The following is a 15,391-nucleotide window of genomic DNA, read 5'->3' on the forward strand; positions in this document are numbered from 1 at the left end:
TGAATAAGAGGTGAAATGAGTGAAGAAATGGTTTATGGCCATGACGATTGCCGTCCTGGTTATCAGCTTGTTCGGGGCTACGGCAAGTGCTGCCAGTCTTCCTCCTACGTTTGTAAGCGTGGTGCTGGACGGCAAGAAAATATGGTTTCCCGATGCCCAAGCTTATGTTGATGAGAACCAGCGGACATTAGTGCCGGTTCGCTTTGTCGCAGAGTCGCTCGGTGCCAAGGTTGGCTGGGAAGCTCAGAGCCAATCGGTGCCGATTGAACGGGACGGCCAGCATATTCGACTTCAAATCGGTTCAAATATTGCGCTTGTCAATGGACAAGAGGTCGCTTTAGATACGCAAGTGGTAACCAAGGACGGCCGGACGTATGTGCCGTTGCGCTTTGTCAGCGAGGTGCTGGGCGCAGAGGTGGAATGGGATGGCAGTACGTCAACGGTGACAATTCACACGAAGGACATCTCTGAGAGCGACACGGATAAATGGGGTCGCTTGCTCCGCACGACGGATCTTCCGAAAAATGCGGCGGACTATCCCTACATTTTGGCCGATGTTCCCAATGAGATGTACGAGATGGCGTACCCCCACTCCCGTCCTTCAGAAAGCAAAGTGTCTTCCGAACTGTACGCGACCATCCCCGAATACAACAAGCAGAACGTGGACATCTGGATGGGACACTTAAAAACGTTTGGCGCTTTGTTGTTAAATGTAGATTACCGCACGATTGATGATACGTGGGCGCAGGCCATGTTTGCAACGAAGATGCAAAACTCCAATGCGGAATTGAGATACATTCGTGAATATGTGGATTGGGTGAAAGAAAATCAAATTCATATTATGGGCTACCTGGAACCGGAGCCGTCCATGATTTTTTATGACGGGTTTGGAGCGGATTATATTCGCGTCAAGTTTCGGGTTCAATTCCTCTCGTTTAAACATCATAAACGGTTGATTTATGATAACTGGTTTCCGCAGGAAGCAGATTTTGAGAAGAATGTGTGGTATGAAGGGTACGCCGACATCAAAATGGTCACCAATGTCGGCGGCAATTGGGGAAGCACGTTGAAAGTCTCGCCAACGGCCAGCTTGTTTTTCAACCACACGATTTCAAAGGTGGAATGATCGGTGGACAATAGAAAACTTTATCAACGAGTACTGTGCATGCTGCTGGCATGCACTTTTTTTATGCCGTTTTTCGTCGTTCAACAAGCGGCGGCAGCTCTCCCGCAAGTGATTATCCGTGACGGCAAGATTCAATTCGAAATCACCAGCACGGCGGCGAGCACTTCGATTCGCTATCGGACGGTGGGCTGGGTGGTGACCCGGGAGCAAGTTTGCAGCACAACATCACCCAAACAATGCGCTGACCCGCGCAGCAGGCCGCATGCGCTATTTATGAATCAGGAAGTACGACAAATCGGTCAGCATCCCGATCCTCCTGTACCGGGGCAACCGTTGACATCATACTACGAAATCCCCGAAGAAATCGTGACGCAGCGTCTCTGGCAAGCAGGGATGGAGGGCATTCAGAACAATGACGATCTTTACTTTTATGCTGTGATGGTATCGGTCAATGCGGACGGCTCGGTGCGGAAAGGTCCGTTTTATACGTTGTCCGGGATCAATCAAGCGGAAGGCTGGAGATTTCCAGACGATCTGGATGACTACTTTGGTTTGCATATTCCTTACCGCAGTGCGGAATTCCCAGTGGACGTTATCGCTAAAACAGTAGACGGACGGGTGATTGACCGACCGGATGTGACATTTGAAAAAGGAAAGTTCGAGATCGGGGAAACGATCATTCATGAATTTCCGGCGGTGATCGAAGACAATGGAAAAACGTATACCATCGCTCGCTCCTATATATCACCGAAGCAAGACCCGTCACGAAAAACATGGGTGCAGGAAAACCCGGAAACGAACGAAAAAGTGCGCATTCGCAGCTTTACGGTCGCGCTTGGCGGAACGAATCTAATCGCCGAATACTCTGAGAAAAATACGGTGAAGGCGATTTATATGACAGAAGGCGGCCAAGTTCTGAAAGAGGTGGATAAAGGCGAACATGCGACCGGAGATGAAGTGAACCGCAAACGACTGCGGTGAATTACCGTATCACCGATGACCAGTTAGGGCATGGCGGAGCCAAGGTTAAGTATGGTTTTAATGTAGCCGCGATTCGCTTGCTCAAACAATTGGAGCTAGAAGGCCGCCAGGCAACTGCGGATGAACAGGTCGTTCTCGCCCGCTATGTCGGATGGGGCGGAATCCCACAAGTATTTGACGAAGCGAACGCGCAATGGACGGCCGAATATGCCGAACTGCAATCGTTGCTGGAACCGGATGAGTATGCGTCCGCTCGCGCATCAACGCTGAACGCTCACTATACGTCTCCAGTTGTCATTAAAGCAATCTATGGTTGTCTGGAAAGGATGGGCTTTCGCAACGGCAATATTTTAGAGCCGTCCTGCGGGATCGGCAATTTCTTCGGGTTAGTTCCGGAGTCGTTTCAAGACTCGCAGCTATTTGGTGTAGAACTGGACAGCATCACAGGTCGCATCGCCAAGCAGCTTTACCCGCAGGCGACGATTGCGATCAGCGGGTATGAGGAAACCGCTTTGCCGGACAGTTTTTTTGATTTGGCCATAGGGAATGTTCCTTTCGGCGGGTATGGTGTGGCGGATACACGCTATGACAAGCACAAGTTTCTCATTCACGATTATTTCTTTGCGAAAACATTGGACAAAGTGCGTCCGGGCGGCATTATTGCCTTTATTACGTCCAAAGGAACGATGGATAAACAGAACCCGGCTGTCCGCAAGTATATTGCGGAACGGGCAGAATTGCTGGGCGCGGTTCGTTTGCCGAACAACGCTTTTCAGTCCAACGCCGGAACGGAAGTGACGGCGGATATTTTGTTTCTGCAGAAGCGCGACCGAATGGTGACTGTCACCGAACAAAGTGTGGAATGGATTGGCTTGGCAGAGACAGCCGAAGGCGTGCCGATCAATGCGTACTTTGCTGCGCATCCTGACATGGTGCTTGGGACGATGGCGTTTGATGACCGGATGTATGGCAATAGACAGGAGACGACTTGCAACCCGTACCCGGATGCTAATTTAAGCGAACTGCTGGGAGAAGCACTGACCAATATCCATGCCGATTGGGTGGAGTTTGAGAGGGAAGTAATGCCGGATGAAGAAGACACGTCCCTCCCGGCCGATCCGACCGTGCGCAATTTCAGTTATACCCTTGTGGACGGCCAACTGTATTACCGCGAAAACAGCCGGATGCACCGAGTGGACACGTCGGCCACGGCCGCCGGGCGAATCAAAGGTATGATCCGATTGCGGGATACGGTGCGCGAACTGATCGAATACCAGACGGAAGATTATAGCGACGAAGAGATCCGGGAACAGCAGCGGAAATTGAATGCGCAGTATGATCGTTTTACCGCCCAATACGGTCTGATCAACAGCCGCGCCAACAGCCTGGCATTCGCCGACGATAGCGCCTATTTTTTACTTTGTTCATTGGAAGTGCTCGACGAGGAAGGGAAGCTGCTACGCAAAGCCGATATGTTCACGAAGCGTACGATTCGGCAGCGCACGACCGTTCGGCATGTGGAAACGGCAGAGGAAGCGCTGGGCGTCTCCATTGGAGAAAAAGCACGTGTCGATCTCCCCTATATGCAAGAATTGACCGGCATGACAACGGAACAGCTTGTTCAGGAGTTGCGCGGCGTGATCTTCCCCAACCCGGAAAGACTGGATGAGAAAGGACAGCCGGTTTTTGAAACGGCGGACGCTTATTTGTCTGGCAACGTTCGTGACAAACTTCTGATTGCACGGCGTGCCGCCGAAGTGGATGCAGAGCGGTATGGCGAAAATGTCAAAGCATTAGAAGCGGTGCAGCCGAAAGATTTGGATGCTTCCGAGATTGATGTGCGGTTAGGAGCGACGTGGCTTCCTCCGGAAGTGATCCGGGAGTTTATATTCGAACTGGTGGACACGCCATACATGTTCCGGCAGTCTATCGACGTCTTGTATTCCGAATATACAGCTGCCTGGAATGTCCGAGGGAAAAGCAATGACCGCAGCAACAACATTAAAGCCAACGTGACCTTCGGAACGAATCGTGTGAATGCGTATAAGATTTTGGAAGATACCTTAAATTTGCGAGATGTGCGCATTTTCGATACCGTGCTGGAGAATGGCGTGGAAAAGCGCGTTTTGAACAAGCAAGAGACCGCAATTGCCCAACAAAAGCAGGAGATGCTGAAAGAAGCGTTCCGCGATTGGATTTGGAAAGACCCGCAGAGGCGGGAACGATTAACGCGTTTGTACAATGATCGTTTCAATGCGATCCGCCCGCGCGAGTACGATGGCAGTCATATTCGGTTTACGGGAATGAATCCGGAAATCCGGCTGCGCCAACATCAAGTCAATGCGGTTGCCCGGGCGCTGTATGGAGGCAATTCCCTTTTTGCTCATTGTGTAGGCGCAGGCAAAACGTTTGCCATGACCGCTGCGGCCATGGAAAGCAAGCATCTTGGCTTATGCAGCAAAAGCATGTTCGTTGTTCCTAATCATTTGACGGAGCAGTGGGCAGCGGAGTTTTTGCAGCTCTATCCATCGGCCAATATTCTGGTAGCGACCAAGAAGGACTTTGAAACAAAGAACCGGAAGAAGTTTTGCGCGCGGATTGCCACCGGCGACTATGACGCGATCATCATCGGACATTCGCAGTTTGAGAAAATTCCCATATCGATGGAGCGCCAACGTCAACAACTGGAGGAACAAATTTACGAGATCACAAGCGGCATTCGCGAGCTGAAGGAGGCCAAGGGCGAACGGTACGCGATCAAGCAACTGGAGAAGACGAGGAAGACGCTGCAAACCAAGCTGGCAAAGCTGAACGATACCAGCCGCAAGGATGATGTGGTCACCTTCGAGGAGCTGGGAGTGGATCGGCTATTCGTGGACGAGGCCGATTCGTTCAAAAACCTGTTTCTTTACACGAAAATGCGCAATGTGGCCGGACTGTCGCAAACCGAAGCGCAGAAGTCGTCGGACATGTTTGCCAAATGCCGCTATCTGGACGAACTGACCGGAGGCCGGGGTATCATCTTTGCGACGGGTACGCCGATCTCCAATTCCATTACGGAAATGTATACGATGCAGCGCTACTTGCAATATGAGCGGCTGCGAAAGCAAGGATTGCAACATTTTGATTCCTGGGCTTCGACGTTTGGCGAGACGGTCACGGCGATTGAACTGGCACCGGAAGGAACGGGCTATCGGGCGAAAACCCGGTTTGCCCGTTTTTACAATTTGCCGGAACTGATGAATATGTTCAAGGAAGTGGCTGACATCCAGACGGCGGACATGCTCCAGCTTCCCGTACCGAAAGCCCATTTCCACAATGTTGCCGTGCCGCCAAGCGACTTCCAGCGGGAAATGGTCGCGGATCTCGCCCACCGTGCTGAGCGGGTGCGAGCCAAGGAAGTAGAGCCGCACGAAGACAATATGCTCAAGATTACGAATGATGGGCGTAAGCTGGCACTGGATCAACGGCTGGCCAATCCGATGTTGCCCGATGACGAAGGCAGTAAAGTGAGCGTTTGTGCGGACAATGTGTTTCGGCTATGGAAGGAACACGAGGAAAAGCGGCTAGCCCAACTGGTGTTTTGCGATCTATCCATCCCAAAGCAAGACGGAACGTTCAATGTGTATGACGAACTGCGACGCAAGCTGACAGAGAAAGGGGTGCCTACCGAGGAGATTGCGTACATTCACGATGCCAACACCGAGGTGAAGAAAAAGGAACTGTTCGCCAAGGTGCGGACTGGCCAGATTCGTATACTGCTTGGATCGACATTTAAAATGGGAGCGGGCACCAATGTGCAAACGAAGCTGATTGCGCTTCATGATCTCGATTGCCCTTGGCGCCCGCGCGACCTGGAGCAGCGAAGCGGACGCATTATCCGGCAAGGCAATGAGAATAGCGAGGTACACATTTTTCGGTATGTGACGGAGAACACGTTCGACGCTTATTTGTATCAGACGCTGGAGAATAAGCAGCGCTTTATCTCGCAAATCATGACCAGTAAATCGCCGGTACGTTCTGCTGAGGATATCGATGAAGCAGCCCTTTCTTATGCCGAAGTCAAGGCGCTGGCAACCGGTAATCCGTATATCAAAGAGAAGATGGACCTGGATATCCAGGTTTCCAAGCTTAAGCTGCTCAAGGCTAATCACTTGAGCCAACGCTACGCATTGGAGGATCGGTTGCTGAAAGTATTGCCGCAACAAGTCAAATCTACAGAAGATCGAATTGCCGGGTATGAACAGGATGTCGCTCTATATCTGCGTTCCAAATCGGCTATGCCGGAGGGAACGGATGAATCCAAGTTCCCAGGTATGGTCATTAAGGATTTTACCTACACGGAGAGAGCGGCAGCAGGCGCGGCCTTGCTGGAGGCGTGCAAGGGAATGACTTCATCCGAGCCGCAGGAGGCGGGCAGTTATCTCGGTTTTTCCCTATGGTTATCCTTTGACAGCTTCCATAAAGAATACAAGGCGACCCTGCGCGGCGCATTGGGCCATACCGTCTCGCTAGGGATGGATGCAGGCGGCAACATCACCCGGTTGAACAATATGTTGGCGGATTTGCCAGCCAAACTGGAACATAGCCGCCAGCAACTCTCCACGCTGCTCCAGCAGATGGAAACAGCGAAGGAACAAGTCGAAGCTCCTTTCGAGAAAGAACAGGAGCTGCTAACGAAATCGGCGCGACTCGCGGAACTGAATGCCCTGCTTAATATGGATAAGCGGGAGAATGAAGCCGTGGACAGCGTTCCGGACGAAGAACCGGAAGCGCCCGAACGGCGAGTGGTGGGCCGTGGGCGATAACGGCCTGACACCGTCGTTCCTCCCCCTGAAAGGGAACTTCATGCTGACCATTACGGAGAAGAACATGGTATCGGTGCGAGCATTTCACAGGTCGAAGATCGCTCACTTGTTAAAATTATCAATTTCATGACGAATGGGACTCCGGTTTTGGGGTCCTTTTCTCGTTTCCGGAGGAATGAACATGTTGTATGCCAGCCCAAGCGGCGGATGCTTTTGTCCGATTTTGCCGCCTTTTGGTTACGGAACCAGCTTGATCAAGGAGGGAGAAACCGTGCCATCGTTGGAGTTGATATCCAAAGAGAAAAACGGATTTGGCGACACGTATGATTACATCCGCGACTCAAACGGGGTGACCAGTCAAGTTCATGAAGGCGATTTAGACGCATTCATGAACAAGAAAGGCGTTACGAAGTTGAAGGAAGGCAGAGCTTATACGTACCCCAAAAAGAGGGGGAAGGCACGATGAACCATAACCCCATCGGACGCTGCCTGGATTTCCAAAAGGAGCTGCGGCAATGAGCTATGTAAACAAGGAACAGATCGAACGTGCCAAAAGACTGGACCTGCTCACATATTTGCAAATGTACGAGCCGGCAGAACTGGTCCGATGCTCCCGCAATGTCTACACCACCCGGACACACGACAGCTTGAAAATTTCCAACGGTAAATGGTACTGGTGGTCAAGGGGGATCGGCGGGCGCTCGGCGCTGGACTATTTGATCAAAGTGCGGGGCATGTCTTTTCCCGATGCGGTGCTGCAAATGGAAGGCGTTCATCCAGGCAGCGCACCTGCATTTTCGCAATCTTTGCAACAACGCTCATCTCCAGCGCGGTTTGAACTTCCTGAACCGAATCGTACATCGCATCGCGTCATGGCCTATCTCAGCAAACGTGGTATCCATCGCACGTTGATCGACTACTGTCTCGAAACGGGGCGTTTGTATGAAAGCCGCCGCTATCACAACGCGGTATTCGTCGGTTTCGACCAGCAAGGAACGCCGCGCTATGCGGCGATACGCGGTACGACAAGCACTCGTTATATGGGGGAAGCCGCTGGCAGCGACAAGCGGTATTCGTTTTCCATTCCGGCCTCGGGAAACTGTACGGAACTGCATCTGTTTGAGAGCGCTATTGATCTCTTATCCTACTGTACGCTGGAACATCTCGCTGGCCGGGATTGGCGGCAGGCGCATAAGCTGTCGCTGGCCGGAATATACAGGCCCAGGACAAATGGGGAGGACTCTACTCCCCCGTCTGCCCTAACGCATTACTTGCAGTGCTTTCCCCAGGTGAATCGACTTGTCCTGCACCTGGACAATGATGAGCCGGGGCGATTGGCGGCAGCCACGATACAGAGGCTCCTCTCCCCCGCCCTTCTCATATCCGATGAGCCGCCTAAGTTCGGAAAGGATGTAAACAACGATTTGATGGAATTCCGAAGAAGACGCGGTGAACCATCCCGATAGCGGTAGACGCTGAACGGTTGGCGTCTTTTCTTTCTGGGCTACGGAAAATTTTCACAGCATGTGGATAAGATGTGAATAGATGGGGATAAGTGCAGCCGCATTGATTGTATAGCATGTAATAGGTATAATAAAATCAATATACAGCTATGCAAGGAGTGACCAAGATGATTATCAAACCTTCCGCCAGTATCCGGCAAAACTATAATGAAATCGCCGATCTATGCAAAACATCCGGGGAACCGGTTTATCTGACCAAGAACGGTGAAGGCGATCTTGTCGTAATGGACATTGATACGTTTTCCCGTCGCGAGAAGATGTTAAAGCTGCGTGAAGAACTGCTCGCTGTGCAAGAAGATCGTTTGGCGGGCCGTGTTGGCGTGACGCCGGATGAACTGGACGCTTACCTGGAGGGCATTATTGACGAGGTGCAGCATGGAAAAGATGCCCCGTTATAAGATCATCGTCTCCGATCGCGCCCGCCAAATGCTGGCGACTCATGTGCGATTTCTTGCGGAGAAAAGTCCGGATGCGGCGCGAAAAACGAAAAACGAATTACTGCAAGCGATACGTTCCTTGGCGCGAATGCCGGAGCGCTATCCTTTTCTGGAAGCGGAATTTATCCCGTCAAACAAGTATCACAAGATGTTCGTGGAAAAATGGTATCTGGTGTTATATCAAATTCAGGATGAAATCGTGTATGTCGATTACATTGTAGACTGCCGTCAGGATTATCGCTGGTTGGTGAGATAACAAAAAAGTTCGAAGGAAGGCGCTGAGCGAATCGGCGTCTTTTGTGTTTTTGGGGTTCTCTCTTGTTCCCGGCGGGTGCTTTTGAAGGCAACGCGAGACGACTGTCTCGTGTTGTAGCAAGCACTGAATTTGGATATCCAAATTCGCTTGTTAGTGGCACAGCCCCTAAGACCCCGTTCGCACGATGCAATTGTTTGATGCTCGATTTGATCCGCAGCGTTGAAATTTTCTGTCGGAAGCTCATGTTCGGAAAGGGGTGATGCAAATGAGGAAACGAACAATCTCTTTTCTGGTTCGCTTAGACGAAAGCGAACATAAGCGACTAATGAGAGAAGTGAAAAAAACGGGACTTTCTCGGGAAGCGTACATTCGGGCATTGATCAATGGGTATATTCCCAAACCGCTACCGCCGCTGGAATATTACGCGATGATGCGTGAACTGAACGCTATTGGGAATAACCTGAATCAACTCACTGTGAAGGCCCATACGACTGGACATCTGGAACGGGCTGCATTTCAGGTGGAAGCCGACCGCTTGCGCCGCGCAGTCCAGCAGATTCAACAGGCTGTAACCGAACCGGAACGAAGGCCACCAGTGAATCCAAATGTGCATCCGCCGTAGGGGGGAATTTCGCGTGGCAACGACCGCAATCTGGGGTGTGACCGACAGGCTAAAGCGGGTGCTGGATTACGCCGCAAATCCCGACAAGACAGCAGAACGTAGCGAAGGCGGAGGTTTGGAGCAGGTACTCGCATATACACAGGCGGATGCCAAGACGGAGAAGCAACTATATGTCAGCGGTGTCAACTGCGATCCGTCAACGGCTTATGAGCAGATGCAGCGGACGAAGCGGCAGTTTTTTAAGACGGACGGCATTTTGGCCTTTCACGCCTATCAAGCGTTTGCGCCGGGGGAGACAACGCCGCAAATCGCCCATACCATCGGTGTTAAACTGGCACAGAAGTTGTGGGGGGAGCGCTTTGAAGTCGTCGTATCGACCCATTTGGATAAACAGCATGTGCACAATCACTTTGTGTTAAACTCGGTTTCCTTTGTGGATGGGAAACGGTATTACGACAACAAAGCTTCCTATGCCCTGCTGAGACAGACATCCGACCGGCTTTGCCAGGAACATCACTTGTCGGTGATCGAGCATCCCGAATCGGGCAAAGCCAAGCATTATGGAGAATGGAAAGCGGAACGTGAGCGAAAGCCAACATGGAGAGGGCTAATTCGGCAGGACATCGATCAGGCTATCGCATCTTCCATGACGATGACACAGTTTTTTGCCCATTTACAAAAGCAAGGCTATGAGCTTAAAACGGCGGTCAAACATGTGGCGATACGGGCGCCTGGAAAGACACGCTTTGTCCGTTTGCGCAGTCTAGGCGATGGCTATACCGAGGAAGCGATCAAGCAGCGAATATTGCGAAACCGAATACCTGAACGGGAAAGGCCATCCCATGTCCGCAGACGACGTGCCATGTGTAAGAGCCATGTTCGGTCTGGTCGCAAATTGCGCGGCTTGCAAGCTTTATATATCCGCTACTTGTTTGAAATGGGTGTGCTTCCTAGAAAACGAAAGCCTGTCAAAAAGCCATCCTTTAGACTTCGGGAGGATTTGAGACACTTGTCGGTATTGATGGAGCAAACCAAGCTGCTATGCAAGTATCGCCTCACCCATCAAGAGGAGCTTCTCGCTTTCCGTGACAGGTTGGAGGAACAGATCCAATCCCTGCACCTGAAGCGCAAGTCGTTGTACAACCGAATTCGCCGCTGCAAGGATGCTGGCCAGCGAGAACAATACAAAACGCAAATTGCTGTTTGTTCTAAACGGCTTGCCTCGCTTCGAAAGGAGGTGAAGCTGGTTCAAGGCATTTTGGAGCGATCAGGAGAATTACGAGAGACGTTAAACAGAAGTGGCGCACAGGATCGAAAGGAGGAAATTTTCGATGAGTACCGAAACGGAAGCCGCCAATCAGGTTGTCAACATGAGCTTGAAAAGCATCGAAGTCATGGCCAAGATTTCCGGCGAAGGCGCTAAGCATTTGGCGGTATATTTGTTTGCGGCCTTGCAAGGACAAAAACGAACAAAGGGCAGCATCCGGTTGGAGAGTTTGCTGCGCAGTGGGAAAGAATTAAAGGTATTTGCGGTCAAGAACGAAGACCTGGCAACCTTCTGCAAGGAAGCCAAGCGGTATGGCGTGTTGTACTGTGCTTTGCGCGACAAAAAGAACGTGGACGGGATGTGCGATGTGATGGTCCGGGCGGAGGATGCGTCCAAAATCAATCGGATCGTGGAGCGTTTCCACTTGGCCACTGTGGATACCGCCAAAATTAAGAGTGAAATTGAAAAATCCAATGGAATGTCCGAAGCTCCTGCTGTGGAACAAGGACATGAACCAGGTCACGAGCAAGTTCAGGAACAAGAGCTGTCGAAGGAAATCGCAGAAGAAAGGAATACGGACGACTTGTTGGATGAATTGATGGGAAAGTCCGAACTGCCGGAGCCGACTCCATCGGAGGACGACCATTCAACAGCGGAGAAGGAACCGGCGGAAACGTCCCATCCGTCCGAGAATACCTTCGAGCGCAACGAGGTTACCGCAAGGGATACTGATCCACCTTCTCGTCAAGAGCCGGAGCGAGTGTCCGTCCCTGTGGTAACATTAACTGTTGGAATTAATACACTTGTCTTGCAATCTTCTATTTTTTTATCCTGGAATACTTCTTCGAGCGCCAATTTTAGTTGATTGCTCGAATACTTTGATTTGATCAATATTTGTTTAAAATAATGAATCTTTCGATAGAATGGATTTTGATATGGAAATATAGAAGGTCCTTTTTCTTTATAGAATCTCACAATGTCTGACGCTGGCATGCCAGATGCCAATGCAAGTGCAATAATTCCCCCAGTTGATGTGCCGCATATGAGATTGAAATTCTGATACACAGGTCCGTATACTTTTTCAATCTCTTCTAGAATTACAGCAGAATAAAGACCTTTAATACCTCCGCCGTCTATAGCTAATATCCGATAACATCCCGGCACATTCTCACCTCTCAAAAAAATGGCGTAGAAACAGTCAAACTTGATGTCCTACGCCTTTGATGTCCGTTAATATTTAAACTCTTCCGTCTCCGCCTGTGCCATCAATTCAGCTTGCTGAAGCACCAGATCAATGGCCATCTTTTCCAGATCCGGCGGGTAACCGTATTTCTTCAACAGCCGCTTGACGGTAATTCGCATCTGAGCCCGCACATTCTCACGAAGCGTCCAGTCGACCTTGATGTTGCTCTTGATCGCTTGGGTCAGCTCATGCGCAATCTGCTTCAGCATGAGATCGCCCATCAGTTCCTTGGCCGATTCATTCGAAGCGAGCGCATCATAGAACGCCAGTTCTTCCCTGATCAGACCGAGATCTTCGCCGCGCTTGACGGCTGCGTTCATTTCTTTAGCCATCTGGATCAGTTCTTCAATAACCTGTGTCGTTTCGATGGTACGATTGTTGTATTTCCGAATGGCTTCCTCCAGCATCTCGGAAAATTTCTTCGATTGCACAATACTGGTTCGGGAAACGGCCTTCACTTTCCCCTGAAGTAGCCTGCGGAGAAGTTCCACCGCCAGATTCTTCTGCTTCAATCCGCGCACATGTTCCAGGAACTCATCCGATAGTATCGCAATGTTCGGTTTCTGCAAGCCTACAGCTTCCAGAATATCGACGACTTCATCGGATACGACAGATTTCGAGATGAGCTGATTCAACTCGGCATCGAGTTCTTTCGTCGTTTTTCTCTTGTTTTCGTCCGTTATCAGCTTGATTATACCAGATTTTACCGCTTTGAAGAAACTGATTTCGACATTGACTTCCTCCGCGGCGAGAGTCGTCGCGCAGAGCGAGAAGGCTCTCGCCAATTCCGTTGTCCAATTCAGGAAGTTCCGCTTGCTCTCTTCACCTAGTCCAAGTACGTAATCGACCGTCTCAACAATGGCCTTCATCCGTTCGGATGCCTTCTCGGAAGCAAATTTGCTGTAGTCATACCCATGCAGCAATTCGCGGATGAGCTGCAACCTTTCCAGCATAAAATCAACGGCCTGGTCCGTGTCGATGCCGGCGGTTTTGCGGTCATTTTCTGTATATTGTTGAAGCGCCGATTTCAGCAAGTCTGCAATTCCGATATAATCGACGATCAGACCGCCCGGCTTGTCGCGGAATACCCGATTCACGCGGGCGATCGCCTGCATCAGATTATGGCCTTTCATCGGCTTGTCGATGTACATCGTATTCATGCTCGGCACGTCAAAACCGGTCAGCCACATATCACGGACAATGACGATCTGAAGCGGATCGTTCACATCTTTCATCCGCTTCGCGAGATGTTCGCGTCGCCGCTTGTTGCCGATAAACGGTTGCCACTCCTCCGGATCGCTGGAACTTCCGGTCATGACGATTTTGATTTTGCCTTCGTTATCATCATCGCTGTGCCAATCCGGCCGGAGTGCAACAATCGCTCTGTACATATCGATGGCGATCCGCCGCGACATCACAACAATCATCGCTTTGCCGAAGCCGGCTTTCTGCCGTTGCTCGAAATGTTCGACGACATCCTGCGCGACTTTCCTGACCCGTTTCTCTGCACCGGCCAACGCTTCAAGCCTGGCCCAACGCGACTTCAGACGCTCCCGCTGCGTGTACTCCTGGTACTCCGTAATATCCTCATACTCGCTGTCAATGACCGGGCGCTCCGCCTCCGACAACTCCAGGCGGGCAATGCGGCTTTCGTAATAAATTCTGACCGTCGTTCCGTCTTCAACGGCTCGGGTCATATCGTAAATATCGATGTAGTCACCGAAAACGGCAGGCGTATTTTTGTCTGTCAGTTCGACCGGCGTTCCGGTAAAGCCAATATAAGAAGCGTTCGGCAACGCATCGCGCATATACTTGGCATAGCCATACTTAATGGCCGCTTCGTCGTCCCCGGCGACCATATCCGCCTGAAACCCGTATTGGCTGCGATGCGCCTCGTCCGCAATCACAATCACATTGCGGCGTTCCGTAAGTACAGGATACTTGTCTTCATTTTCATCGGGGGTGAACTTGTGGACCGTTGTGAAAATGATCCCGCCCGACTCCACTGACAAAAGCTCACGCAAATGAGTCCGATTTTCCGCTTGCTGAGGCGTTTGCCTGAGCAAGTCCTTCGACTTGCTGAACGTGCTGAACAACTGATCGTCCAGATCGTTCCGGTCCGTCACCACGACGATCGTCGGGTTGTTCAGCGTCAGGACAAGTTTTCCCGCGTAGAAAACCATGGACAAGCTTTTGCCGGAGCCTTGCGTATGCCAGATAACGCCGATTTTGCGGTCTCCTTCGTCCATCGTCGCCCGTTCCGTACTTGCAATCGCCTTGTTGGTGGCGTGGTATTGGTGGTATCCCGCCAATATTTTGAACAGATGCTCCCCATCGGTTTGAAACAGCACGAAATGCCTGATAATATCAAGCAGTCGGCTTTTCTCGAACATTCCTTTCACAAGCACTTCAAGCTGGGGCAGGGAGGAGGGCGCCACGTCATCGCCATCAATCGTGCGCCACATCATAAACCGGTCTTCATTGGCTGTCAACGTGCCAACCCGCGCATTCACGCCGTCGCTGATGACCAGAAACGAGTTGTAGGTGAACAGGGACGGTATCGCGCCTTTGTACGTCTGCACCTGATGATAGGCATCGCTGATCCCGACTTCTTCGTTGGAGGCGCTTTTCAATTCAAATACGGCGATCGGCAAACCGTTTACGAACACGACGATATCCGGGCGCTTCTCTCCCTGATTTTCAACAACGGTAAACTGGTTGACGACCAGAAAATCGTTGTTGCCGATCCGGTCCGGGTCGGTGTCGAACAGCCATACTTTCTCTGTCGGATATTCGCCATTGGCCGCTTGATACTGCACGTCTATCCCGTCGGTAATCATCTTCTGGAACGCCTTGTTATTGATCAGCAGGCTGGGACTGCGCGGCACTTCAACGACCTTGATCGCTTCCTCTATCGCTTCCCGCGGCACATGTTTGTTGATACGAATGAGCGAATCGCGCAACCTGTCTTTCAGGATGACGTCATGGTAAAACTGTCGTTCGGGATACTCGCCTTCCGGAGAAATATCCGGGCCGTATGCTTTCTCGTAGTTCAGTTCTTCGAACCATTCCAGCGCGGCCTGCTCTAAGTCACTTTCGGTATAAGACGTCGTATAGTAGGCCATGTT

The 15,391-nt window shown here is 51.1% G+C and carries 11 protein-coding genes and 1 pseudogene; 10 read left to right on the forward strand and 2 right to left on the reverse strand.

The annotated features are described in order from the left end of the window. Window positions 1-19: 19 nt before the first annotated feature. The 10 genes from ACTHRH_RS11085 to ACTHRH_RS11130 all read left to right on the forward strand — a co-directional run bounded on the left by ACTHRH_RS11085 (window position 20) and on the right by ACTHRH_RS11130 (window position 11,885). On the forward strand, window positions 20-1,126 hold the full coding sequence (locus tag ACTHRH_RS11085; RefSeq protein WP_440415542.1) for a copper amine oxidase N-terminal domain-containing protein: 1,107 nt from the start codon (window positions 20-22) through the stop codon (window positions 1,124-1,126). A gap of 3 nt (window positions 1,127-1,129) precedes the next feature. Beyond that, window positions 1,130-2,107 (forward strand): hypothetical protein, encoded by a 978-nt coding sequence (locus ACTHRH_RS11090; RefSeq protein ID WP_440415544.1) that lies wholly within the window; start codon window positions 1,130-1,132, stop codon window positions 2,105-2,107. Then, window positions 2,104-6,915, forward strand: a complete 4,812-nt coding sequence (locus tag ACTHRH_RS11095; RefSeq protein WP_440415546.1) for a DEAD/DEAH box helicase family protein — start codon at window positions 2,104-2,106, stop codon at window positions 6,913-6,915. The genes ACTHRH_RS11090 and ACTHRH_RS11095 overlap by 4 nt, the downstream gene beginning before the upstream one ends. 181 nt (window positions 6,916-7,096) lie before the next feature. Further along, window positions 7,097-7,381, forward strand: coding sequence for a hypothetical protein (locus ACTHRH_RS11100; RefSeq protein WP_055109589.1), 285 nt, complete (start codon window positions 7,097-7,099; stop codon window positions 7,379-7,381). A 49-nt stretch (window positions 7,382-7,430) separates the two neighbouring features. After that, window positions 7,431-8,381, forward strand: coding sequence for a DUF3991 domain-containing protein (locus ACTHRH_RS11105; protein ID WP_007130981.1), 951 nt, complete (start codon window positions 7,431-7,433; stop codon window positions 8,379-8,381). A gap of 164 nt (window positions 8,382-8,545) precedes the next feature. Continuing rightward, entirely contained in the window at window positions 8,546-8,836 is a 291-nt protein-coding gene (locus ACTHRH_RS11110) for a type II toxin-antitoxin system Phd/YefM family antitoxin (RefSeq protein ID WP_007130980.1), read from the forward strand. Then, the gene (locus ACTHRH_RS11115; protein WP_007130979.1) at window positions 8,814-9,131 is read left to right on the forward strand and encodes a type II toxin-antitoxin system RelE/ParE family toxin; all 318 of its coding nucleotides are present in this window, start codon (window positions 8,814-8,816) and stop codon (window positions 9,129-9,131) included. Before ACTHRH_RS11110 ends, ACTHRH_RS11115 begins: the two co-directional genes overlap by 23 nt. Window positions 9,132-9,396: 265 nt before the next feature. Continuing rightward, the gene (locus ACTHRH_RS11120; RefSeq protein WP_440415549.1) at window positions 9,397-9,753 is read left to right on the forward strand and encodes a plasmid mobilization protein; all 357 of its coding nucleotides are present in this window, start codon (window positions 9,397-9,399) and stop codon (window positions 9,751-9,753) included. 13 nt (window positions 9,754-9,766) lie between these two features. Further along, complete coding sequence (locus tag ACTHRH_RS11125) at window positions 9,767-11,176, forward strand: relaxase/mobilization nuclease domain-containing protein (RefSeq protein ID WP_440415551.1); 1,410 nt, start codon at window positions 9,767-9,769, stop codon at window positions 11,174-11,176. Then, on the forward strand, window positions 11,085-11,885 hold the full coding sequence (locus tag ACTHRH_RS11130; RefSeq protein WP_440415553.1) for a DUF3801 domain-containing protein: 801 nt from the start codon (window positions 11,085-11,087) through the stop codon (window positions 11,883-11,885). The genes ACTHRH_RS11125 and ACTHRH_RS11130 overlap by 92 nt, the downstream gene beginning before the upstream one ends. On the opposite strand, the pseudogene ACTHRH_RS11135 reads toward ACTHRH_RS11130, so the two are convergent. Together ACTHRH_RS11135 and ACTHRH_RS11140 are read right to left on the reverse strand one after the other, a co-directional pair. Continuing rightward, window positions 11,867-12,184, reverse strand: a pseudogene (locus ACTHRH_RS11135) (patatin-like phospholipase family protein); the annotation flags it as partial. The gene ACTHRH_RS11130 and the pseudogene ACTHRH_RS11135 overlap by 19 nt on opposite strands. Window positions 12,185-12,250: 66 nt before the next feature. Then, window positions 12,251-15,388, reverse strand: coding sequence for a type I restriction endonuclease subunit R (locus ACTHRH_RS11140; RefSeq protein ID WP_440415555.1), 3,138 nt, complete (start codon window positions 15,386-15,388; stop codon window positions 12,251-12,253). Window positions 15,389-15,391 lie beyond the last annotated feature (3 nt).

Source organism: Paenibacillus sp. SAFN-117, assembly GCF_051966115.1.
Taxonomy (GTDB): domain Bacteria; phylum Bacillota; class Bacilli; order Paenibacillales; family NBRC-103111; genus Paenibacillus_L; species Paenibacillus_L residui.

What these genes read in the sequence shown, in the direction of transcription:
- ACTHRH_RS11100 (WP_055109589.1), top strand. Translation starts at nt 7,097, where the DNA reads ATGTTGTATGCCAGCCCAAGCGGCGGATGCTTTTGTCCGATTTTGCCG.
- ACTHRH_RS11105 (WP_007130981.1), top strand. Translation starts at nt 7,431, where the DNA reads ATGAGCTATGTAAACAAGGAACAGATCGAACGTGCCAAAAGACTGGAC.
- ACTHRH_RS11110 (WP_007130980.1), top strand. Translation starts at nt 8,546, where the DNA reads ATGATTATCAAACCTTCCGCCAGTATCCGGCAAAACTATAATGAAATC.
- ACTHRH_RS11115 (WP_007130979.1), top strand. Translation starts at nt 8,814, where the DNA reads ATGGAAAAGATGCCCCGTTATAAGATCATCGTCTCCGATCGCGCCCGC.
- ACTHRH_RS11120 (WP_440415549.1), top strand. Translation starts at nt 9,397, where the DNA reads ATGAGGAAACGAACAATCTCTTTTCTGGTTCGCTTAGACGAAAGCGAA.
- ACTHRH_RS11130 (WP_440415553.1), top strand. Translation starts at nt 11,085, where the DNA reads ATGAGTACCGAAACGGAAGCCGCCAATCAGGTTGTCAACATGAGCTTG.
- ACTHRH_RS11140 (WP_440415555.1), bottom strand. Translation starts at nt 15,388, where the DNA reads ATGGCCTACTATACGACGTCTTATACCGAAAGTGACTTAGAGCAGGCC.